This window comes from Legionella drancourtii LLAP12 (assembly GCF_000162755.2).
GTDB classification, from domain to species: Bacteria; Pseudomonadota; Gammaproteobacteria; order Legionellales; family Legionellaceae; genus Legionella; species Legionella drancourtii.
Map to the genome: position 1 here is coordinate 151,184 of NZ_JH413811.1, position 21,146 is coordinate 172,329.

Sequence of the window (21,146 nt, forward strand, 5' to 3'; positions counted from 1 at the left end):
CCTAATGATTAAATTGAAGATCAAGAAATATATTTGCTGGCTGTTATTAACCAGTGTTTTAACCCAACCTGTTGCTGCAGAAGGATTATCTCCGTATTCAACAAGTGAGCTGGATCAGCTGGAAAAAGAATTTGTTCAACAAATTAACCTCTCAGAAAGTGTAGAGCGTAATCCCTTAGCCAAACAATACATTAATCGCATTGGCAAAAACTTAGCACATCAAGGACATATTAGAACACCCGATTTTTTTATTGTAAAATCCGGTGAAATCAACGCATTCGCCGGCCCCGGAGGCCATATAGGCATTAACACCCAACTCATTCTCATCACCACTAGTGAAAGTGAATTAGCCGCGGTAATGGCTCATGAGATTGCCCACGTTCGTCTACATCACCTCTACAGCGCCATCGAGCACCAAAGACAAATGCGCATTCCTATGCTTGCCTCCATGCTGGCATCAATTGCCTTGGGAGTCATTAATCCTACCGTAGGTATGGGCGCAATGATGGGGTCATTATCTGGTTTCTCTCAAGACAGTATTAATTTTACCCGCTCAAAAGAAAAAGAAGCAGATCGAATCGGTATCGATATGCTGATTAAAGCCGGCTACAATCCACACAGTATGGCGGCCTTTTTTCAAAAAATGCAGGAAAACACCCGTTACTCCTACACAGCGCATGTACCTGCTATTTTACGCACCCACCCCTTAGATTCAGACCGTATCGCCGAAGCACAAAACCGTACTACACGCTTTGGGAAAAAGTATTATCCTGATTCAATCGATTATGCCTTAGTTAAAGAAATCATTCGTACGGATGTAACTCGTGATCCCAGAGATTTACTGGAGTATTATGAACGTCAATGCCGAAGAGTAAGTCCTGATAAGGCCTGTCAATACGGTCATGCACTGACATTAATCAATACAAATAATTTTGCGAAAGCACACGAGCTGCTCACCCCACTTGTTGCGCAAAATAATAATCTCTATTTTCAAATTGCTATAGCACAAACAGAAACGGGCCTATCTCAACATCAAGCAGCCCTAACCCGGTTAGCCGAAATGCAAAATAATCACCCCAATAATTACGCCGTCCTCATGGCTTATTCCCAAGCTTTATTGGCGGCGAATCAAAATGAAAAAGCAGCCAGTATTTTGCTTAAAGGCAGTAGGCAATACAAGCAAGACCTGCCGCTATGTAGAGAATTAGCGCGCGCCCAGGCAAAAAACAATCAAAAAAGTTATGCCTATTTTACACAGGCGCAGTGTTTATTACTCGAAGGGCAAAAAAGAGCGGCCGTAGCCCAGCTGAAAGTAGCGCGCACTCTAGCAAAGAATGATGAATATTTACAAGCACGAATTTCTGCGAAAATTGAAGAAATTATGAATTAATGATATAGGCAATATAATTGCTGCAACCCAAAATAAGCGTTGATCATGGGATGATATGGTATTTAACCCAGAGGAAAGCACGTCGATTAAAAGAGGCACCTGCGATTTGCCTTGAAGTATGCCTAAAGCACATTTTCCCCTGATAGGTTCGCTTATTATTGGTAGATCGAGTCGAGAAACCTAATGGCGTAATGAGAAAGATTCGTAACCCGGATGCAACAGAACCCGGGCTTGATTTGTCTTCACTGGTAAACAAACTAATCGCGAAAATTCTCATACTGCAGAGGCAGCTTAACATCTGACTTCTTTAACAGAGCAATTGCTTCTTGCAAGTCATCACGTTTTTTCCCTGTAACACGTACCTTATCTCCCTGAATGGAACTTTGCACTTTCAATTTAGCATCTTTAAGTAACTTCACGATGTCTTTTGCTATGGGCTGCTCAATCCCTTGTTTAAACGTCATGTTTAAAGAATAAAACTTGCCGCTATGTACTGGCTCATCTTCTATATCAACTCCTGAAGCATCAATGTTGCGTTTTATGCAATGATTACGGAATAAATCCTCTAATTGACGCACCTGAAAGTCAGACTCAGAACGCAGAGTCACTGTAAGTTCTTTGAGCTCAATACTTGATTCCACACCACGAAAATCAAAGCGTGTTCCCATCTCACGAATGGCATTATCTACGGCATTACGTAGCTCAACTTCATTAGTTTCTGAAATAATATCAAAAGAAGGCATAAGATACTCGTTAAAATTTAAAAAGGTAATTTAACAAAAAAAATAGTGCTTCACCACTTTTTATCGCAGATAAAAGATAGAAGAAGAACAGCCAGACCTGAATGGAACTTTGTCCATATTAGATGAATAAATTGATTGATTCCCTGCCACTTCCCCGCTAAAATGGACAATTGTTAAGCACAAAGAATAAAACCCATTGGCCAACCCGGATAAAATAATGAAAAAACCCCTTTTATTCATTCTTATACTCCTAAGCAACAGCGTTTCTTTTTCAGCAGCAACCACCTCAGCCCTAGACATTAAAACGTACAAATATGCTTTTTCCCAAAAGGATAACTTTAAGGTTTCTTATGCGGATTACCCAGCAGGCGAAGATGAGTTCTATGAGCTTAATTACAAAAATGGTGCAAAATTACCACATGAAATTAAGACTCAGCATCCGCATGGTTTAAAAATCTCGGGTAATAATCACAGTGATGATTTATTCATGTATGCCTATAAAAAAATCACGGGATTAAAACCGAATACCCCCTATCACGTTAGTTTCTCTTTAGAGTTTGCCGCAAATGCACCTACAGGTTCTTCTGGTGTCGGTGGCTCACCTGGCGATAGTGTTTTTGTAAAAATAGGCGCGGTAAACCAAGAACCACAACGCTTCGTTGATGAAGATCATTACTACAAAATTGCATTGGATAAAGGCAATCAGCTGCAAGATGGAAAAGACATGATCTTTATCGGTACAGTAGGTGTTGATACTCAGGATTCAATCTATAGGCTAAAAACATTACCTTATCTGCCAGATGAAGTAATGCAAAAAAAACTTACCCAATTCAGAGTTACCACCGACAACCAAGGCCAGGCTTGGGTTATCTTTGGTACTGATTCAGGCTATGAAGCAACTTCTACGTTTTTTTATACAAATCTATCACTTACCTTCAAAGAGGTAAGTGAGTGCAACATCCCTGCATCCCATAGATGCCCATTACAATCCATCAAATGAAATAAATTTTAAATAGCAAAAATAGCCCAATAAGTACTATTATAATACCCGAAATAGTAAATAATTCAGGTTTATCTGCCATTTTACTCCACATTCGATGAATAAATTCTGGACAGAATAATCTAACTATACCGCTAATCAAGGCAAGCCAACCTATTATTGTTATGATCACGGGCCATGACATTACCCACACATTGTGACTGGCAACGATCATCAAACCGACAATTAGCGTTATAAATGCGATTACAAATAATAATCCTGTCTGCTCCATAACGTTGCTCATTGCAGCTATTACGACATTACGTCTGACAATTAAAAACAACCCCATAATCACTAGATACCAACCCAGCACGCTGGCCAAAAATATCGTCACCATGATAATGCTCCTAACAATCTCCCTATTTAAATTATAGTTCAATAGCACTTATTTACTGGACTATTAATTGGCAATTAGAGCAATAAACAACTAAACTTATAATGAAGAATTGTATCAAGAGGATCCCCAAAATGAACGAGCAATATACTGCATCTGTGTACACTGGTAGCGAACAATTTGCAAAACAGGTTGGGAATGATCTTGATGAACTCTACACTTGGATGCTCATTCAAGGCAATATGCATTTTGGCGATGTTCACGGCGAAATCATCGATAATAAAACTAAAAAAACCATCAGGACTTTTCGTAAATGTGCGATTGAATAATTTTCTGTTGACTAAACCCCGCAAGTACCTACAATAACAGCCCTTCAGCAAAATCCTATATGCTAAGGATAGTTATGAGTAGTAAAACAAAGTCCTCGTTTAATCTTATTTGGTTATTAAGTTATATTTCGATTGCTTCAATATCTGCAGCGATTATTACTCCCTCATTACCTAAAATCCAGGCTCAATATGCCTTAAACCCCGGGATGGTGGAATGGATAGTCTCTGCGTTTTTGATTGGGTACATGGGTGGCCAATTAATTTATGGACCGCTTGCTAATCGTTTTGGTCGCTTAAAAGCATTACGTATCGGATTAACCATTAACCTCTTAGGCATTGGCGTTTGCCTTAGCGCCTTGACATGGGAAACGTATGGACTTTTAATCGTCGGTCGTTTAATTACAGCCTTAGGCGCTGCTAGCGGGCTAGCCTGTACCTTCATGTTAATTAATGAATGGTTGCCTGAATCACAACGAAAAAGCGCTATGTCTTATTCAGTATTATCCTTTGCTCTGGGCATAGGTATTGCCGTGGTACTTGGTGGCTTAATTACCGATTATTGGCATTGGCAAGGTTGCTTTTGGTTTTTACTGGTTCATGGAATCATCATGCTCATTGGCACCTGTGTATTTAGTGAAACCTTAGTTACTCCTAAACCAATTCATGCCTTAACCATCATAAAAGATTATTCAGCAGCGCTTTCTTCATCAAAACTGGTTATCTTTTCATTGATTGTAGGCACCTGCTCAGCAATCTCTTATTGTTTCTCAGCAGCTGGACCACAAATTGCAGAAGAACTATTAAAGCTGTCTGCTGCTGAATATGGTTATTGGAATAGTCTTAATATTGTGGGCATGCTGTTCGGTGGTGTGTTGGTCAAACAATTACTCTCGCGTTTATCAGCAAATCAAGTAATTGCCATTGGTTTTTTGGGCGTTGCCTTGGGCGTTATTAATTTATTTTTTATGTGGATAATAGGTAGTCAATCTGCATTATGGTTTTTCCTGATTACCGCCAGTTTATATTTGTTTAATGGCTTGATGTTTTCTAGTGGCTCATTAGTTGCCTCTAATGCACTTACAGACAAAGCAAGCGCTGCGGCCATGATGAGTTTTATTAATATGTGCTTTGCAACACTTGCAGTGATTTTAATGGGCTACTTAGCGATTAACCCCTTATTAAGTTTTATTCTTATCCTAAGTCTTGTTTGGGTCTTGGTTGTGATACTCTTACTTATAGAAAATTACCGCGGTGCAAATTAAACCAGCATCTGTTAACACCACCAAGTTGATCAAAATAAAAGCAAAAAAAGGCTATACTTAATTTGTAGGGAAAAAAGTACAAACAAAGGAGAATGTAATGAATACAGATTCTATGTACCTTTCCAAATGCTTGCGTACTGTACTTATGGTAGGAGTTTTAGGCTTTATGGCAAGCTATACAACTATTGCCAGTGCCGCCCAAGGTTGCGGCCATGGATTTCATCGCAATATCTATGGGCGCTGCGTATTTAATCATCCTGGCCCACGTGCAACTCCAGCTCCTTATCATCGCGGCTGTTGGAGAAATGCTTGGGGACAATTACGTTGCTATAGATAATCAAAAAATACAGCGTGGGCAGCTCAGCGTTAACCCACGCTGTTTTATTCGAGCCTTACTCTAAGCTTTTCTTATCAAAATACCAACAGCTAAAATAACTCTGCCCCAAGCAATCGATTAAAAGCACACTTAAATTTGCCTATTTTATACCCACATGATGCTATTTAAGCCCGCTTTTCTTTAAAAAAGCACATTATACTTACAAATTTGTATAAAAAAGAAAAACAAGCCCTTCAAAATTTACATAAAGAAGCATCATTGAACGCCGATGGAATATCAAAAAAAGAAACACCCTCTGAATCTCAAGAAAATGACGATTATTTTGCTTATTCAAGTGATGATGAATCCTCCTTTGATGAAGGTAGTGAAGAAGAATATAGCGACGAAGAAAATCAATTTAGACCATAGTATGGACCCGACCACTTTAAAAAAGCTTCTAATCGAACCAGAATGAAGTTGCATCTCATGATTGTAAAAGAGATAAGCATTGCATGTTTGATACGTTATACAAGTAGATCCCCAAACTGCTCACAGAGATATCCACAGAAATTGTGGATATCTAATTGATGCCAAAAATAATGCGTTCTATGCAAACCCAAGCACAGCAAGGACTATTTAAAATAAGTTAGGTAAGTAAATTAAAATACAAGATATTATTGAATAATTTATCCACAGGCGGGAATAAATTGATGAGGGTATTTACAGACTCATGGTACCAAAAAAAGAATAAGAAAGCAGCCTTATTTTAAATTATTTTTCTGCTTTTTCTTGAAAAGATAATAAGCTGTGCTTATGATTTCATTAGCGGCACAATGGTTTTTAACCCATCATTTAATGCCGATCAGCGATGTGATTGGCATTGCTCTAGAAAATAAATGGCCACGGAGTCTTGGGCATCATGAGCAATAACCTCTTTAAAAAGACGGGTTGCTTCTTGAAAGCGTTTTTCTTCATAATGGTTTAAAGCCTGGGTAAAAAGCGGAAGAGTATCCTTTTTCAATTGTATTTCGCGAGCATTGTCATGATTAAAAACTTCATAAACGTTAATCGGTAAATTCTTACCTTTCACAGAAGTTAAACCTAAAGAGCGTAAATAATAGTTATCTATGTATTTTAATTGTTGGTATGTTTGCCCGCTAATTAGGAGTTCAATATTAAAGTTTCGGGTTAATGATTCTACTCTGGAAGCAATATTGACCGCATCGCTAATCACACTGCAATCCATGCGCGACTCAAAACCAACCGTACCGACAATTAATGACCCGGTATTAATGCCAATGCCTACATTAATTGGCAGTAAATTATTACGTGCACGAATATCATTAAATACATTGAGCGCATCAAGCATACCTAATGCTGCAGATACAGCATTATCCGCATCATCAAATAAGGCCATCAGTGCATCACCAATGTATTTATCAATAAAACCACCATTTTTAACAATCACTGGATCCAAATAACTCATCAAGCTATTTACCAGGTTAAAAATTTCAACCGAAGACAACTGTTCTGCCAGAGTAGTAAATGATTTAATGTCTAAAAATAAAACCGTCATAACTTTTTCAACACAATCCCCCAGTTTTATAGCTGCTATATTTTTTCGATTAAGCATTTTTAGGAAATTTTGGGGCACAAAGCGTGCTACTGCAGCGGAATTTTGCTGAATTTCCACAAGCTTATTAACAAGTTCATCATTTAATGCCCGTACTTTTTTCTCAGCAATCTGCAGCTCCTGAAAATAAGAACTGGTACGAATCATATAGCAAACCCGATAACCAATTAAATCAACATTAATAGGCTTCGTCGTAAAATCAGTAGCACCAGCCATAAATGCTTGATTAATCGATTCATAGTCTTCCAATCCAGTAACCATCATGATAGGGGTGTACTGATAATCAGGTAATTTGCGTATCTCACGGCATACTTCAAAACCATTTATGCCTGGCATCTCTACATCCAGCAAAATAACATCTGGCCTTTTTGTATTCAGTAATGCTAATGCGGTTTCACCATCTTCAGCTTGAATGACTTCAAAACCAGATTTGATTAGGGCATCACTAGTGAGTAAACGCATTGTGGCGCTGTCATCAACTATCAAAACTAAAAAACTTTCTTTTCCCATAAACATTACTCAACTTTAGTGATGCAAATATTCGTTAAATAATTTGCAATATGTTCCAAATCAATCACCAGATCTACCGCATTCAACGATTGTGCAACAGCCCCCATACCAAAAACAACAGCACTTTGAGGATCTTGAATTAACGTATGCCCATGCGCTTTTTTTAATTCTAATAGGCCCACGGCCCCATCATCACTCATACCGGTTAAAAGCATACCTATAGCCTTAGGACCTGAAACTAGAGCTACAGACTGCAGCAACGTTGTGATCGAAGGACAAAAACCAGAAACAGGATCGCCATCGATTAATTTACATGTTAATTGATCATGCACACGCTCAATCAGCAGATCTTTTTGCTCTGGGGCAATATAGACGGTTCCTTTGTGTAATACGTCCTGATTAACTACATTTTTCACTTTAAGGGGAATATTTTTTGCAAGCCACTGTGAAAATCCACCAATAAAACCATTGCTCATATGCTGAACAATCACAATAGGCACAGGAAAATCAGCTGGCAATTGAGATAAAATGGTTTTTAATGCCATAGGCCCCCCAACTGAAGCACCAATTGCAATAATTTCATACGCAGAGGTCATTTTTTGGAGTTCCGCCTGTTTGTGTTCTCTTGCATAAGTAAGTGCGGTTTTTAATGGTTTTTTAGCGACGCAAATTTCTGAAAGACTACGGATGGTATCAACAATGTAATTACTGCGCTCCTTAAATGAGGGTGAAAATGCATTAACGGGTTTAGCCAATGCAGCTAATGCTCCAGCTTCAAAAATATGAAAGGTGGCATGAATTGACTCATCATTCACCATAGAGCTAATCACAATAATTGGCGTGGGATTTTGTGACATAATAATACGTGTTGCTTCAAGTCCATCCATAATCGGCATTTGAATGTCCATCGTAATCAAATCGGGCTTTAATTTCGCGGTTAACTCAACTGCTTCTTTGCCATTTTTAGCAACACCAATCACTATCATGTCTTTTGCAGACTCAATAATGTATTGAATTAATGCAACTTCCGTGGGTGAATCATCAGCAATTAAAATTCTTATCATAGCAATAGTTCACATGTATTTGAAAAGTTAAGATAACAACGCTTTTTTAATTACTTCAGAAGAATTTAGTACAAAATTAATTTGATTGCTGCCTGTCAGAGTAGCACCAATGACAAAGGGCATATTGGTTAATGGCTCTTGCAATGGCTTAAGCACGACTTCTCTTTCGCCAATAATTTCATCGACAAGTAAAGCAACACGCTCCCAATTTTTCTTAACAATAACCACAGACAGATACTCTTTTGAACTCTGTATATTTTCATCAAGATGCAATATCCTGGCCAAAGAGCTGAACAAAATCGGCTGTTGCTTAATAAGAACAGTAGGGCTTCCTTCTACCTCCACAATATCGCTTCTTTTTAGTAAAAAAACACTTTCTACAGAGCTGGTAAGAATCACAAATACTTGCTTATTGCATGAAACAATCAAGCCACGTTCAGTTGCCAAAGTAATAGGAACGCGCAAGAAAAAATGTGTGCCTGTGCCGGGCTGGCTGGCTACACTAACCAGCCCTTTCAACTGAGTCAGGTTAGAGCGTACAATATCCAGGCCTACACCACGTCCAGAAATACCTGTTACCACCTTACGGGTGGAAAAACCTGGGCGAAAAATAATATCTAAAATGTCCGCCGGACTCATCATATCAAGCTCGGCTTGCGTGATAATATTTTTTTCCAAAGCACTACGAGCTAAATTATCTGGGTTAATCCCCGCGCCATCATCAGAGATTTCGAAGATAATTTGATGATCTTCCTGACGCACTTCAAGGCAAATATTCCCTTGCAACGATTTACCCGCTGCCTGACGCTGTTCCGCATCTTCGATGCCATGATCAATTGCATTACGCAAAAGATGTACAATGGGATCTTTTAATCCTTCCAAGATCATCTTATCAATTTTTACATCATTGTTTTTAATATCAAAATTAATTGGTTTTTGTAGTTCATTAGCTAAATCACGCACCAGCCGCGGCAAGTAGCGCAACTGGCTGCCTACTGAAATCAAACGTAGAGTACGAATTTCATCCTGCAACGCATTAAATAAAACAGATAATTCATTCACTGGCATACGCAACCCTCGTTGTAATCGATGGGTGGCATTACTGATTTCAGAAAGCTCTAAAAGGTAGGGAGAAAACAATGCGGCTAAACGCTCTTCTTCACCCTCAAAACAACTTCTTAAACTTAATATGTTTTTTTTCCATGCTTTAATAAAGTTATCGATTTTGAAATTTATTTTATTAAGATTCGCATAATGTTCCTCAATGGCAATTTTAACGCCCTGGATTTCTTCCATATCCGCGGAAATACGATCCAAATTTTGCAAGGGTACGCGGATGGATTCGTACTCATTCACTTTGCCTTTCGTTACAACCGCATCAGGCTCAAGGAGTTGTTCAACGAGCGGTTTTACGTGACCAGGAGCTTCTTGTTCAGAAAACTCTGTATATTGCCGCAGCTGCAGCAAATGATTTTGTAGATCAAAAGATAAAGGTACTTCCTCACTATAACATTGCATTGCTTCATTCATGTAATCAATTGATTGCAGACAAAGATTAATTACTCCAGGAGAAATTCTAATGCTTTTTTGCTGAACTGCCGTAAATAAAGTTTCCAGATGATGTGCGATTTCACCAACGTTAATCGCACCTACTCCACGCGCAGAACCTTTAATATTATGTGCTGCGCGAAAAAGCTCATCTAAGAGTGCTACAAATCCCTGCTCCGAGATGCCTCCTTTTTCAAGCTGCAACAAACCATCAGTAATTTTGATTAGATTATCCTGAAGTTCTACTTTAAAGGTTGCAATAATTTTTTTAAAAACTCCCGTTCAGAAGCATTAGAGGACGGTGTAGCTAATGGAAGAGAAGGCCCTTCGGGAACAGATGGTTCTGGTATAACTGAAGCCTCCTCCTCTTTTTCGCTCAAATGTGCTTGTTGCTGCAATTGATGCAGTAATTCACGGACATTAGCAGAACATGATTTTTTTTCGATGAACTCTTGCATGAGCTCACGCATACCATCCACTGAGCGAAAGACTAAATCAATGCGCTCAGCGGTTACCTCATGCTCTGACGCAAATAATTTTTCAATAGACTCAGCCATCTTCGCAAGATCATTAATCCCAACTGAAAGCGCCGCAACTTTAATATTACGGCCAGAGCGAGAAATTTCAGAAATGATGGGCTTTAAATTATTGTCTGAGGCACCTGGCTTAATTTTTTGTAAATTATCCGTGATCACCGAAAGTAGAGATTCCAACTCGGTATTAAATGTTGCAATTAACTGTTTTAGCAAGGGCTCATCTGGAATCATAGCACCCCCTAAACTTTATAAATGCTTACATCATCTTTAAGATGTTTCGCAATTTCATCCAGTTTATGTATGAAATCCATCATTTCCTTAATACCACCAGAGAACGTCGATGTAGTTCGATTGATTTCATTCATACTTTCAACGATTTGTTCGATACCGACCGCTTCTTGACGTATGGCCACTTCGATATGTTGGCTTGAAATCGAAGCTTCATTAATCATTTTACTTAAGGTGTGGATCACCTCCCCCGCTTTTTCAATTAATTGTGTGCCCGACCCCAAAGTCTTTGCTCCCTCTTCAGTCACGGTAACGGCTTTCTCAGTAGTACGACGAATGTCCTCGAGAATTTTTTGCACTTGCACGGTAGATTGCTCTGATTGTTCGGCTAAATTTCTTACTTCGATAGCAACTGCAGCAAAACCTTTTCCTGCCTCACCTGCTTTTGATGCCTCAATAGCGGCATTCAAGGCCAGCATTTTTGACTGTTGCGCAAGGGTATTCACCACGGCCGTGATTTCCCCAATTTGTTGCGTGTGGATGCTTAAATCAAGTATTGTTTGTGCGATAAGTTTCATTTTTTCTTCTGAAGCTTTAATGCCATGGATGCTTTGTACTACAGATTCCGTACCGAGCTTTCCTTGTTCATAGGTATTTTTAGCAATCTCACGTAAGGCTTGAGCTTTATTCATGGTTTGTTTTGAACTTTTATCAATTTCCTCCAAAGAAGCACTAATTTCATTAATTGCTGAAGCCTGTGAATTAATACTTTCTGTCTGCTCACTTGCTGAAGTGATTACTTTATCAACCATAGTGACAATTTCATTACTCACTTGGGTAATTTTTTGAGTACTCGATGCCAGAGCATCAGTCATCAAATTTAAATCATTACCTAAATCTTGCAACACATCTTCTTTATCAAGTACGAGTCGCTCTCTCAGATCGCCAGCAGCGACTTTACTGCTATGCCGACTGAACTTATTCGATGAGTTCACCAATTGTTCTAGAAGCCGCCGTGATTGCTCTTCATTTTTACGCATTTTCTCTTCATTTTCTTTAATTGCTTGTTGCATACTTTTAAGTGATAACAGCATCTTGCCTAATCTATCTAAAGTATGGATTTGAATATCGATATCACGCTCACCTGCAGCAATACGTTCAGCAATTTCAATCACATTATCTATTGGGCCTGAAAGACTACGTTGTGTTATTAGAGGGACAATAATTGTTAGCACAATTGCAAGAATTAACAGCGCATATGCCGATTGTTTGAGTGTTAATAAGGTGTCATCAATATGGTGCGTGTTTTTGGTAATTTCTTGCCTTATATCACTGTATAATCCACCAACTCGTTGCCCACGTTCATTAGAATAAGTGCCATCAATTATATCAATCAGGTGACTGCTAAGGGGTCTTACCTTCTCTGTGGCTTGCTGCAAGCTCTCTATAGTGCTTGCATTTCTAGGCATATGCATCACTGCCAATTGCCCCTGATATACCGGCTCATAAAGTTGGGTTAATTGTCGCCAATGTTCCAGGATCTCTTGATTGCCTAACTTAGTTAGTGCCTCATGCCATATTTCTTTGGTCTTATTAATTTCATCCCAAACGCGTATAAACTCAAGCTCATCATTAGGATCTCCGGTCATTATCCAATGCGCGACGATATCTCTAGTCTGATAAATCTGGGTATCTAATACCGCAGATAAATTAACCTCATAAATTTGTTTACTGGAAAAAATTATAGAGTTAATTTTGGGTAATAGAAGCATAATTAACAGCACGAGGGGCAAGCTTAATGATAAGAACCCTATAAATAAACGGGTTCGAAGCGTAATGATAAAATGTGGCTTCCTAACTGTTTCCATAAACATCTCCTATCTTGTATACGCTTTTTTTAATTTCTTGACTTAATCCTAAGACAAGAGCATCAATATTCAGAATGGCAGTAACTGCCCGATCTAAGCCAAGAATGTATTCAGTATGAGCAACATTCACCGAAGTTAAAGGAACACCTAACTGACTCGGTTGATAAATACCATTGCCTTCAACACGATTAACCAATAGACCCAAAGTAACATCATTTGTGTTAATAACAATAATAATTTTACTGCACGATTCTAAACGATCTGGATGAAAAAACTTCATCAGATCAATTACAGTAATCAAAGAACCGCGCCAATTGATTACTCCGGTAATAAAATCAGGAACGAAAGGCGGTTTAGCGATAGAAACATAATGTAAAATTTCATGAATATGTTGATAAGCAATCCCATAATGCTCATTTAGACCAAGTCTAAATCGTACATAGGCAACACCACTTGGCTCGCTTACACCCTGCTCATACTGAGCAAGCTGTTCTGCACGTGCTTGCAGTATACGTAGTGCCGCATCCCCCTTGGGCATTAATTCTGAAGCATGTTTTTGCACTTTAGTCATTGCTGCCAAAATTCCTTTCGCAGTTATCTTGGGTCTGTTGCTATTTCTATTGTCTTGGCCAAAATGAATTGATTCTCTGTGCTTTGATACTGGATTTATGCACTGCTTCGGTGCGCAAAAATCAATTCATTTTGGCTCAATATCAACAGACCCTAGAGAAAAATAGATTGCGCCATTATGATGAAAAACAAGATTTGTTTCTGCCGTAACAATGGGATCAGATGCACCCAGTAAAAGATAAGCGCTCTCGGCCATAGTTGCACTTAACTTTTTCATGATTTTTACAACAAACTCACTATCAAAATAAATTAACACATTGCGGCATAATATTAAATCAATCTCATTGATTCCATTAAGAATAGATGGATAACTATTATCACTTAAATTAAGGTATTTAAAGTTCACCAAATTACGAATCTTGGGGGAAAGAACATAAGTATGCTCCTCTTTAGAGAAATAGCGTTGCAAATAGCGTTCTGAAATAGAGCGCATTGACCACTGCCGATAAACTCCTGCCTGAGCCTTTGCCAAAGCAGTCGTGTTAATATCGGTGCCTAATAATTGCAAATTCCAACCATCAAGGTTCGGTATTAATTCAGATAACAGCATAGCAATAGTATATATTTCCTCGCCTGTTGAACAACCCGCACTCCAAATTTTTAAGGTGAAATTATTATTCTTTTGCTTGATTAACTGAGGCAATATTATTTTTTCTAATAAATGCATTTGATTTTTATCGCGAAAAAAATAACTTTCCCCGACCGTAATTGCCGCAACCAAATCAGCTAATAAAGAGGAGCTATTGGAACAATGCTTTAATTGATGCAAATATTCTTGAGGCGAATAATTGAATTTATGACACGCATCAATAATTGTTTTCACCAGCACCCGTGTCTGATTGACATGGACAACAAGCCCAAATCGTAGACGAATTAATTCAATAAATTCAGGTTCCAGAATTTTTATACTATTCAATAAATTACTCATGATCCGCGGCACATTGATGTGCTTCTTGTGTTAGTTTCAGTGCGAAGACCCAAGGAATATTCAGCAACAGTGAAATACCAGTTGCCAGAGTAACTGCTCCTAAAAATGGCGAATGCCCTTCTGTAAGCTCGTCATGTATTTCAATATTTTCCTCCCAGATCTCGCCAAGTCCAATTACTTTATCTACAATCAGAGCAAGCTGGTGTATTCCATCAGAGCAAAGCAGAATGGGTATGTTTAAAGAATAGATTTGATCTCGTGTCAAGCCAATACAAACTGCTAAGTCAAAGACAGGAACACAGGTATTTTTAAGATTCATCAATCCAACAAAATAAACCGGACTACCAGGAATAATGTCAAGAAGAGGTAAAGGAAGTATTTTTTCTACATAGCGCAAATCCAGACAGCAGTGTACGTCTTGCAAGAGAAAATGAAGAACCTTTATGCAATTACCGTCCTCTTCGACCACTTGGCACCCGTCCTAAGAAGATTTCTTTTTTTATTCTTTTAGTTATAGACCTAATCTACACAGCGCACAAGATAAAAAAATGAACAATCTAGCCATTGGAATGAGGATTTGTTCCTTTTTTCAGAGCGGCTCATGCATATGAGACAGTAACGATCGGCCTGGTTACTTATAACGAATGGTGCTACTTAAGGAAAATTCTCAATATAGTCAGTAGTTGTCGTCCCCGCATAAGCGGGATGACAATTTTTAGTGTGTGCCGTTAATTAAGTATTTAACCATTTAATTTTAATTGAAAATTTTCTTAAGTAAGCATCATTAAGCCTAGACCCGAATAAAATGCACTTAAATAAATGCCATTCATTGCAAGCAGCCAGGCTACTAGACAATCCGTATATATTACCCTTTTTTAACAAACTGTGACTTTAATTTCATTGCGCCAATTCCCTCAATTTTACAATCAATGTCATGATCACCATCAACCAAGCGAATATTCTTAACTTTCGTACCTACTTTGACTACCAGTGAGGAACCTTTAACCTTGAGATCCTTTATAACCGTAACTGTATCGCCATCTTGTAGAATCTGACCATTAGCATCTTTGATGACTCGGGCTTCATCGTGCGATTCTTCAGCTTCATCCTTTGCCCATTCGTGGGTGCATTCTGGACAAATAAGCAGGTTGCCATCTTCGTACGTATATTCTGAATTACATTTAGGGCATGGAGGTAATGTATGCATGTTTTTTCCTAATAATCAACCAAGGCCGTATTGTACAACCTAAGAATGCAATTAGCATCCCATAACGGTAATTTTCAGATGCCGTTGATGCGATTGGTAGCGATGTTCATAAAGATAGATCCCTTGCCAGGTACCTAAAGCTAATTTTTTATTCTGTAGTGGAATAGTAAGACTTGTCTGCGTTAAAATGGTACGTATATGCGCAGGCATATCGTCCACCCCCTCAATGACATGCTTAAAAAGAGGATCACCGTCAGGGATTAGGCGCGTCAGGAAATTTTCTAAGTCTTGGCGAACCTGAGCATCATAGTTTTCACACAACATTAATGAGGCGCTAGTATGTTGGAGAAAAAGATGACATAGCCCCTGTTGAATCGTAGCATTTGCTAAAACAGCGGCAATTTCTGCTGTAATATCTGTTGTTCCTCTTCCTACAGTCTCAACAGTCATGGAAAATTGTTCCAGGTTCATAAATTAATCTCCTCATATTTTACAAGATAACTCAACGACAATTATCATCCGTTATCTAGCTAAATTTGCGTGATAAGACACGCCAGTACTGAATTATTGTATAATTAATCTTTTTTCCTATAATCCCCCTTGATTTTTTGTCAAAAATAGTCAAGAATGCACAAAAATATTCCATTAAGCCATTTTTTACTGCGCTTTATTTTAAAATTGGTGTTTACTGTAAACAACTTTTCTCATTTTAAAGTGCGAAAAGTTTTAAAATATTGGGGATGAATATAGCATTGCTTCATCATCATTAACTGAATAATGTGAGAAATAAACAGCCCGTGAATAATCGTAATTCAAAAACAACTAAGCCTATTAAAGACAGTGGTTACAGCCGAAGATTAAAAGACCGACATGTTCAACTAATTGCCCTTGGTGGGATTATTGGTTCAGGTTATTTTTTAGGTACTGGTGAGGTAATTAATCTCGTAGGTCCCGCAGTGTTTCTAGCCTATGTGCTCGGTGGTTTAATTATTTTTCTAACGATGTTGTGTATGGGTGAGCTTGCGGTAGCAATTCCCATTTCAGGTTCCTTCGTAACCTATACCGCCGATTTTATATCACCGTCTGTTGCCTGCGGCGTTGGATGGTCCTATTGGATTAGCTGGGTAGCCTATATTCCAGCGGAATGCGTCGCGGGGGGAATCATCATGGAAATGTTTACCGGGGTCAATGGCTATATCTGGGCTATTTGTTTTGGTTTATTAATTACCTATATTAATCTCGCTAAAGTAGATACCTTCGGTGAAATAGAGTTCTGGCTGGCCTTAATTAAAATTATGGCGTTGATGGGATTTGTTATTTTATCCATTTTAATTTTCTTTGGCCTGGTTCATGGCAGTGAGCCGGCTGGCATTATTGGTAGTAAGTACATTTTGGGGGATGGTGGTATGCTACCCAATGGGGTCATGTCCTTATTAACCGCCATGGTACTTTTACTGGTTAACTATCAAGGCTCTGAAATCATTGGTCTTGCTGCAGGAGAATCTGAAAATCCTGCACGCATGATTCCCCATGCTATTCGTAATGTGACCTTTAGAATTCTGTTCATCTATATTATCCCAGTATTTTGTCTCGTTTTAATTTTCCCATGGCAAAAGGCAGGTTTATCAAATTCGGTCTTTGCTGATGCACTTAATATGTATGATTTAAAATGGGCAGGAATAGTAACAAGTTTTGTTACACTAAGTGCGACATTATCTTGTGCTAATTCTGGATTTTATGGCACCGTACGCGCTCTAAATGCACTGGCACGTGATGGCATGGCACCACATACTTTTGCTAAATTTAACCATAATTCAATCCCACAAAATGCGGTCATTGCGACCTTAATTATGATCTGGGTTCTTTTAGGTATTGGTTACTTCTTCGGGCAAACAAAACTATATATCGCCCTACTTTTAGTATCTGGTTTTACCGGTACTCTCGCCTGGATTTCATTGTGCACGTCACAAATTAGATTCAGAAGCAGATTGTATCAAGCCGGCTATACTACAGCGAATCTGCGTTATATAACGCCCTACTCCCCCTATACAGGGATTTTGGCAATAATACTGATGTGTATTGCTCTTTTTTTCCTAGTGCTAAATAAGGATCCCACTTATAAATGGGCATTCTATATTGGGATGGTAAGTTTTGTAATTCCAATCATAATCTACAAGGCATTCGACTTATCGAAAAAAAGACGCAAAGCCTTGCACCTTAAAACCAGAGTCAAATTCCAGGATTTATTTCCCCCGGTATAACTCGAACCTGTGTATTGGCAGCAATGCCATTAAGTTAAGCGCTTTGAGAAGTATAACCTATTAAACGTAGCCCGGGTTAGCGCAGCGTAATCAGGGGAAAATGTTATTCCGTGCACCAAAATCCCGGATGACGCTGCGCTAATCCGGGCTACAAAGCTTAACTTAACGTCAGTGATTGGCCGGGCTGTAAAGTCCAGCATTATATCTACATCAATTTATTGAATTAAATTCATCCCAACCTGTGCCTGATTCAAGACTAAACGTTGCTTAGCTCAGCCCATTTCCTCACCTATTCTAATTAATCATAAAAATTGAACTATAATTTAATAAACTGATTCCAATAAAGACAATTGGAGATTTGTCTCTACTCCAAGCATTAATGATTACAATAAGTGGCGAGTCAATTTGGGGAATTAGAAAATGTCGTCATTAGAAATGGAAAATGAAATAAGACAATTAAAAGAAATAATTGTGCAATTGCGCCTGAAATTAGAATCAAATTATATGGACATGCAAAGAAAAATCGAAAAAGAACGTTCAGATTATAACCAAATTATCATCCAACTACAGATATCAATTGTTGAGTTAAGGAATGAGCTTGAAGCCATAAGGACAAAAAATCTAAAAATATAGAGGAAATTAAAAAAGAAAAAAATAGCGAAATTTATCAATTACAAGAAACAATAAAAGAAATGAGAATAAAGCTTGAAATGGCAATTAATGATTCTACTAATCAATAGTAGCTTCAGTGATTTCATGTTTTTTAAGTTATTGAGATATAAATATGCAAAATATCGTGCCTTATAAACATATGAGTTCTAAAAAGTTTTATACCCTATTATCAGAAATCTATCGCGATTTATCAGCAACATCCAACTTGAAAGAAATTACTAAAAAGCTAATTGATGTAACCGTACATATAATTGGCTGTGAGCGCGGTACTATATTTTTGAATGACTATCAAACAGGGGAGCTATATTCATTTATTGCCCAAGGCGATTTGCACTTTGAAATTAGAATACTCAATACTACGGGCCTTGCGGGTTGGACATTTACAAAGAATGAACCAATTATCTTAGATAATGTAGATGAGGATGAACGTCATAATAAACAAATAGATAATATGACTGGATTCAAAACCAAAAGCATACTCTGTGTTCCCTTAAGAAATGCTAATAGTGAACTTATTGGCGTTACCCAAATGTTAAATAAAATCGACGGTGATTTTACTGAGTCCGATATCAAGTTTGTACAAACACTAACAGAACACGCGGCAATGGCGATTCAAAACAAGATGACCATTGAACACATCGAAAGTTGCCACCAAAAAGACTTGTATTTTCTAGAATCGATTTCACGAGTTTCTTCGGAAATTAATTTATCCTTATTATTAGAAAAAATCATTGATACCGTGACCAGAGCGCTGGATTCAGAACGCGCAACTTTATTTATTAATGACGAAAAAACAAATGAATTATTTACTGAAGCAGGTATTGGTTTAGAAAAGAAACAAATACGTTTCCCCAATCATCTGGGGATTGCTGGTTCCACATTCACCTCAGGCAATATAATTAATATTCCTCATGCGTACACCGACTTAAGATTTAATCCTGCTGTTGATAAACAAACAGGATTTTTTACACGATCAATACTCTCCGCACCAGTTAAAAATAAAAATGGCAAAATTATTGGCGTTACCCAGGTACTCAATAAGAGACGCGGTGAATTTAATTCCGATGATGAGTCACAACTCCTCGCTATTAACTCACAGATATCCATGTCTATAGAGAATGCAAAACTTTTTGATGAAGTACAAAGCATTAAAAATTACAACGAAAGTATCTTAGAAAGTATGACTAATGCGGTATTAACGGTGAATACAAATAATCAGATTGCAACCTGTAATCGTGCAGGAATGAAATTAATGCAACTCGACTCCATAGAAAAACTTATATTCAAAGATATTGCTACCTTATTTCCAGAAGATACAAATGGGTTAATTGAAAAAATTACCTTAATTAACCATGAATCATCAAAGATGAAACAAGATGTTTTAATGGATGTTGAAGTGGAAATTGCCAATATTAAAATTACTGCCAATATAACCATTGTCCCCTTAATTAACGCCAATAATGAACGTTTAGGAGCAATGATCATGATTGAGGACATTAGTTCTGAAAAACGAATGAAATCAACCATGTCCCGTTATATGAGTCCTGACCTAGCAGAAAAATTAATGCAATCAAGCGACTATTCGTTAGGGGGTACAAGTACAGTTGCTACCGTTTTATTCTCAGACATCCGTGATTTCACCACCATTTCAGAATCACTTGGCGCTGAAGAAACGGTGAAACTATTAAACGAATACTTTACGCTAATGGTCGATTGCATCCAAAATGAAGGAGGAATACTTGATAAATTTATTGGTGATGCCATCATGGCTGTTTTTGGTAATCCATTCCCGCATGATGACGATCCTGACCGTGCCCTACGCTCTGCGCTTACCATGATGAATGCGCTAACTGAACTTAATCAAAAGCGTCTAGAACGAGAATTACCCATTATCGATCACAGTCTAGGTCTTAATACGGATAAAATTGTTGCCGGGAATATTGGCTCGAATAAACGAATGGACTTTACCGTAATTGGTGATGGAGTAAATCTTGCATCACGAATCGAAGGACTATGCAAACATTATGGTGCACATATATTAATAAGTGAATTTACTTATGAACGCCTGAAATCAACCTACCGCATGCGCCACATCGATAAAGTAATTGTCAAAGGCAAGAACAAAGCCGTTTCTGTTTATGAGGTACTTGATTATTATGATAAAAAATTATTCCCTCACCAAATAGAGGTGATCAATCATTTCAATAATGGCATTGAACTGTATAACAGCGCCCACTGGGATAAAGCTATTTCCAGCTTCGAAGCAGCATTAAAATTGCACCCCAAGGATAAACCATCGAAGGTCTATATTGACCGCTGCCGTATATTAAAAGAACACCCCGCTGATCCAGAGTGGTGTGGTGTTTGGAAAATGCTGAGCAAATAGCTCCAGTTTATTTAAGGCTTTTTATTTGGCATTGCCCCCAACCCTAATGTAACTTTTGCCCGTTAGGAACCTGAGGATCTGTCGTAATTAAACAGATCGCTCCATTAGCATCAGTGAACCCCACTAATAAAATTGGCTCTACCCCAAATAAGGGGGCACTTTAATCAAGTTAGTCTAAACTAACTTATTGATTTCGCGATCAAAATGGAGATTAAAGTGCCCAAGCATAATCTTATCTTAAATTTACCTGGTTTTACCATAC

Annotated in this window: 21 protein-coding genes; 9 read left to right on the forward strand and 12 right to left on the reverse strand. The window is 38.1% G+C overall.

Annotation, left to right across the window (positions count from 1 at the left end):
* Nucleotides 1-4: 4 nt before the first annotated feature.
* Complete coding sequence (locus LDG_RS05915; RefSeq protein ID WP_040534659.1) at nucleotides 5-1,390, forward strand: M48 family metalloprotease; 1,386 nt, start codon at nucleotides 5-7, stop codon at nucleotides 1,388-1,390.
* 257 nt (nucleotides 1,391-1,647) lie between these two features.
* Here the strand turns inward: LDG_RS05915 and LDG_RS05920 are convergent, their stop codons facing one another.
* The gene (locus tag LDG_RS05920) at nucleotides 1,648-2,133 is read right to left on the reverse strand and encodes a YajQ family cyclic di-GMP-binding protein (protein ID WP_006870291.1); all 486 of its coding nucleotides are present in this window, start codon (nucleotides 2,131-2,133) and stop codon (nucleotides 1,648-1,650) included.
* A 217-nt stretch (nucleotides 2,134-2,350) separates the two neighbouring features.
* Between LDG_RS05920 and LDG_RS05925 the strand changes: the two genes are divergently transcribed.
* Nucleotides 2,351-3,133 carry a hypothetical protein gene (locus LDG_RS05925; protein ID WP_006870293.1) on the forward strand — a complete coding sequence of 261 codons (783 nt, stop codon included), beginning with the start codon at nucleotides 2,351-2,353 and terminating at the stop codon, nucleotides 3,131-3,133.
* Here the strand turns inward: LDG_RS05925 and LDG_RS05930 are convergent.
* On the reverse strand, nucleotides 3,126-3,509 hold the full coding sequence (locus LDG_RS05930) for a membrane protein (protein ID WP_040534661.1): 384 nt from the start codon (nucleotides 3,507-3,509) through the stop codon (nucleotides 3,126-3,128). The two genes, LDG_RS05925 and LDG_RS05930, sit on opposite strands and share 8 nt — an antisense overlap.
* A gap of 131 nt (nucleotides 3,510-3,640) precedes the next feature.
* On the opposite strand from LDG_RS05930, the gene LDG_RS05935 reads away from it, so the two are divergent.
* The 4 genes from LDG_RS05935 to LDG_RS05950 all read left to right on the forward strand — a co-directional run bounded on the left by LDG_RS05935 (nucleotide 3,641) and on the right by LDG_RS05950 (nucleotide 5,842).
* On the forward strand, nucleotides 3,641-3,835 hold the full coding sequence (locus LDG_RS05935) for a hypothetical protein (RefSeq protein ID WP_006870294.1): 195 nt from the start codon (nucleotides 3,641-3,643) through the stop codon (nucleotides 3,833-3,835).
* Nucleotides 3,836-3,909: 74 nt separating this feature from the next.
* A complete protein-coding gene (locus LDG_RS05940; RefSeq protein ID WP_006870295.1) occupies nucleotides 3,910-5,097 on the forward strand; it encodes an MFS transporter in 1,188 nt (395 codons plus the stop codon).
* 97 nt (nucleotides 5,098-5,194) lie between these two features.
* Entirely contained in the window at nucleotides 5,195-5,434 is a 240-nt protein-coding gene (locus tag LDG_RS05945; protein WP_006870296.1) for a GCG_CRPN prefix-to-repeats domain-containing protein, read from the forward strand.
* A gap of 207 nt (nucleotides 5,435-5,641) precedes the next feature.
* Nucleotides 5,642-5,842: a hypothetical protein gene (locus tag LDG_RS05950; protein WP_006870297.1), complete on the forward strand. Its 201-nt coding sequence runs from the start codon at nucleotides 5,642-5,644 to the stop codon at nucleotides 5,840-5,842.
* 433 nt (nucleotides 5,843-6,275) lie between these two features.
* Here the strand turns inward: LDG_RS05950 and LDG_RS20590 are convergent, their stop codons facing one another.
* The 10 genes from LDG_RS20590 to LDG_RS05995 all read right to left on the reverse strand — a co-directional run bounded on the left by LDG_RS20590 (nucleotide 6,276) and on the right by LDG_RS05995 (nucleotide 16,036).
* Entirely contained in the window at nucleotides 6,276-7,556 is a 1,281-nt protein-coding gene (locus LDG_RS20590; RefSeq protein ID WP_006870298.1) for an adenylate/guanylate cyclase domain-containing protein, read from the reverse strand.
* 5 nt (nucleotides 7,557-7,561) lie between these two features.
* Nucleotides 7,562-8,620 carry a chemotaxis-specific protein-glutamate methyltransferase CheB gene (cheB, locus tag LDG_RS05960; RefSeq protein ID WP_006870299.1) on the reverse strand — a complete coding sequence of 353 codons (1,059 nt, stop codon included), beginning with the start codon at nucleotides 8,618-8,620 and terminating at the stop codon, nucleotides 7,562-7,564.
* Nucleotides 8,621-8,647: 27 nt separating this feature from the next.
* Nucleotides 8,648-10,372: a chemotaxis protein CheA gene (locus tag LDG_RS05965; RefSeq protein ID WP_006870300.1), complete on the reverse strand. Its 1,725-nt coding sequence runs from the start codon at nucleotides 10,370-10,372 to the stop codon at nucleotides 8,648-8,650.
* Nucleotides 10,373-10,410: 38 nt separating this feature from the next.
* Nucleotides 10,411-10,935, reverse strand: coding sequence for a hypothetical protein (locus LDG_RS20095; RefSeq protein ID WP_006870301.1), 525 nt, complete (start codon nucleotides 10,933-10,935; stop codon nucleotides 10,411-10,413).
* Nucleotides 10,936-10,943: 8 nt separating this feature from the next.
* The gene (locus tag LDG_RS05970) at nucleotides 10,944-12,800 is read right to left on the reverse strand and encodes a methyl-accepting chemotaxis protein (protein ID WP_006870302.1); all 1,857 of its coding nucleotides are present in this window, start codon (nucleotides 12,798-12,800) and stop codon (nucleotides 10,944-10,946) included.
* The gene (locus LDG_RS05975; protein ID WP_006870303.1) at nucleotides 12,787-13,371 is read right to left on the reverse strand and encodes a chemotaxis protein CheW; all 585 of its coding nucleotides are present in this window, start codon (nucleotides 13,369-13,371) and stop codon (nucleotides 12,787-12,789) included. Before LDG_RS05975 ends, LDG_RS05970 begins: the two co-directional genes overlap by 14 nt.
* 126 nt (nucleotides 13,372-13,497) lie before the next feature.
* The gene (locus LDG_RS05980) at nucleotides 13,498-14,358 is read right to left on the reverse strand and encodes a CheR family methyltransferase (protein ID WP_040534663.1); all 861 of its coding nucleotides are present in this window, start codon (nucleotides 14,356-14,358) and stop codon (nucleotides 13,498-13,500) included.
* Nucleotides 14,351-14,827 carry a chemotaxis protein CheW gene (locus tag LDG_RS05985; protein WP_040534665.1) on the reverse strand — a complete coding sequence of 159 codons (477 nt, stop codon included), beginning with the start codon at nucleotides 14,825-14,827 and terminating at the stop codon, nucleotides 14,351-14,353. Before LDG_RS05985 ends, LDG_RS05980 begins: the two co-directional genes overlap by 8 nt.
* Before the next feature lie 396 nt (nucleotides 14,828-15,223).
* Nucleotides 15,224-15,565 carry a zinc ribbon domain-containing protein YjdM gene (locus tag LDG_RS05990; protein WP_006870307.1) on the reverse strand — a complete coding sequence of 114 codons (342 nt, stop codon included), beginning with the start codon at nucleotides 15,563-15,565 and terminating at the stop codon, nucleotides 15,224-15,226.
* Between the two features lie 51 nt (nucleotides 15,566-15,616).
* Nucleotides 15,617-16,036: a secondary thiamine-phosphate synthase enzyme YjbQ gene (locus tag LDG_RS05995; protein WP_006870308.1), complete on the reverse strand. Its 420-nt coding sequence runs from the start codon at nucleotides 16,034-16,036 to the stop codon at nucleotides 15,617-15,619.
* Nucleotides 16,037-16,344: 308 nt separating this feature from the next.
* Here LDG_RS05995 and LDG_RS06000 point away from each other — a divergent pair, with 308 nt between their 5' ends.
* The 3 genes from LDG_RS06000 (at nucleotide 16,345) to LDG_RS06010 (ending at nucleotide 20,884) form a co-directional block, all read left to right on the forward strand.
* A complete protein-coding gene (locus tag LDG_RS06000) occupies nucleotides 16,345-17,826 on the forward strand; it encodes an amino acid permease (RefSeq protein ID WP_006870310.1) in 1,482 nt (493 codons plus the stop codon).
* Nucleotides 17,827-18,246: 420 nt separating this feature from the next.
* Complete coding sequence (locus LDG_RS06005; protein ID WP_006870311.1) at nucleotides 18,247-18,459, forward strand: hypothetical protein; 213 nt, start codon at nucleotides 18,247-18,249, stop codon at nucleotides 18,457-18,459.
* 151 nt (nucleotides 18,460-18,610) lie between these two features.
* Entirely contained in the window at nucleotides 18,611-20,884 is a 2,274-nt protein-coding gene (locus LDG_RS06010) for a GAF domain-containing protein (protein WP_006870312.1), read from the forward strand.
* Nucleotides 20,885-21,146 lie beyond the last annotated feature (262 nt).

What these genes read in the sequence shown, in the direction of transcription:
- LDG_RS05915 (WP_040534659.1), top strand. Translation starts at nt 5, where the DNA reads ATGATTAAATTGAAGATCAAGAAATATATTTGCTGGCTGTTATTAACC.
- LDG_RS05920 (WP_006870291.1), bottom strand. Translation starts at nt 2,133, where the DNA reads ATGCCTTCTTTTGATATTATTTCAGAAACTAATGAAGTTGAGCTACGT.
- LDG_RS05925 (WP_006870293.1), top strand. Translation starts at nt 2,351, where the DNA reads ATGAAAAAACCCCTTTTATTCATTCTTATACTCCTAAGCAACAGCGTT.
- LDG_RS05930 (WP_040534661.1), bottom strand. Translation starts at nt 3,509, where the DNA reads ATGGTGACGATATTTTTGGCCAGCGTGCTGGGTTGGTATCTAGTGATT.
- LDG_RS05935 (WP_006870294.1), top strand. Translation starts at nt 3,641, where the DNA reads ATGAACGAGCAATATACTGCATCTGTGTACACTGGTAGCGAACAATTT.
- LDG_RS05940 (WP_006870295.1), top strand. Translation starts at nt 3,910, where the DNA reads ATGAGTAGTAAAACAAAGTCCTCGTTTAATCTTATTTGGTTATTAAGT.
- LDG_RS05945 (WP_006870296.1), top strand. Translation starts at nt 5,195, where the DNA reads ATGAATACAGATTCTATGTACCTTTCCAAATGCTTGCGTACTGTACTT.
- LDG_RS20590 (WP_006870298.1), bottom strand. Translation starts at nt 7,556, where the DNA reads ATGGGAAAAGAAAGTTTTTTAGTTTTGATAGTTGATGACAGCGCCACA.
- cheB (WP_006870299.1), bottom strand. Translation starts at nt 8,620, where the DNA reads ATGATAAGAATTTTAATTGCTGATGATTCACCCACGGAAGTTGCATTA.
- LDG_RS20095 (WP_006870301.1), bottom strand. Translation starts at nt 10,935, where the DNA reads ATGATTCCAGATGAGCCCTTGCTAAAACAGTTAATTGCAACATTTAAT.
- LDG_RS05970 (WP_006870302.1), bottom strand. Translation starts at nt 12,800, where the DNA reads ATGGAAACAGTTAGGAAGCCACATTTTATCATTACGCTTCGAACCCGT.
- LDG_RS05975 (WP_006870303.1), bottom strand. Translation starts at nt 13,371, where the DNA reads ATGACTAAAGTGCAAAAACATGCTTCAGAATTAATGCCCAAGGGGGAT.
- LDG_RS05980 (WP_040534663.1), bottom strand. Translation starts at nt 14,358, where the DNA reads ATGAGTAATTTATTGAATAGTATAAAAATTCTGGAACCTGAATTTATT.
- LDG_RS05990 (WP_006870307.1), bottom strand. Translation starts at nt 15,565, where the DNA reads ATGCATACATTACCTCCATGCCCTAAATGTAATTCAGAATATACGTAC.
- LDG_RS05995 (WP_006870308.1), bottom strand. Translation starts at nt 16,036, where the DNA reads ATGAACCTGGAACAATTTTCCATGACTGTTGAGACTGTAGGAAGAGGA.
- LDG_RS06005 (WP_006870311.1), top strand. Translation starts at nt 18,247, where the DNA reads ATGTCGTCATTAGAAATGGAAAATGAAATAAGACAATTAAAAGAAATA.
- LDG_RS06010 (WP_006870312.1), top strand. Translation starts at nt 18,611, where the DNA reads ATGCAAAATATCGTGCCTTATAAACATATGAGTTCTAAAAAGTTTTAT.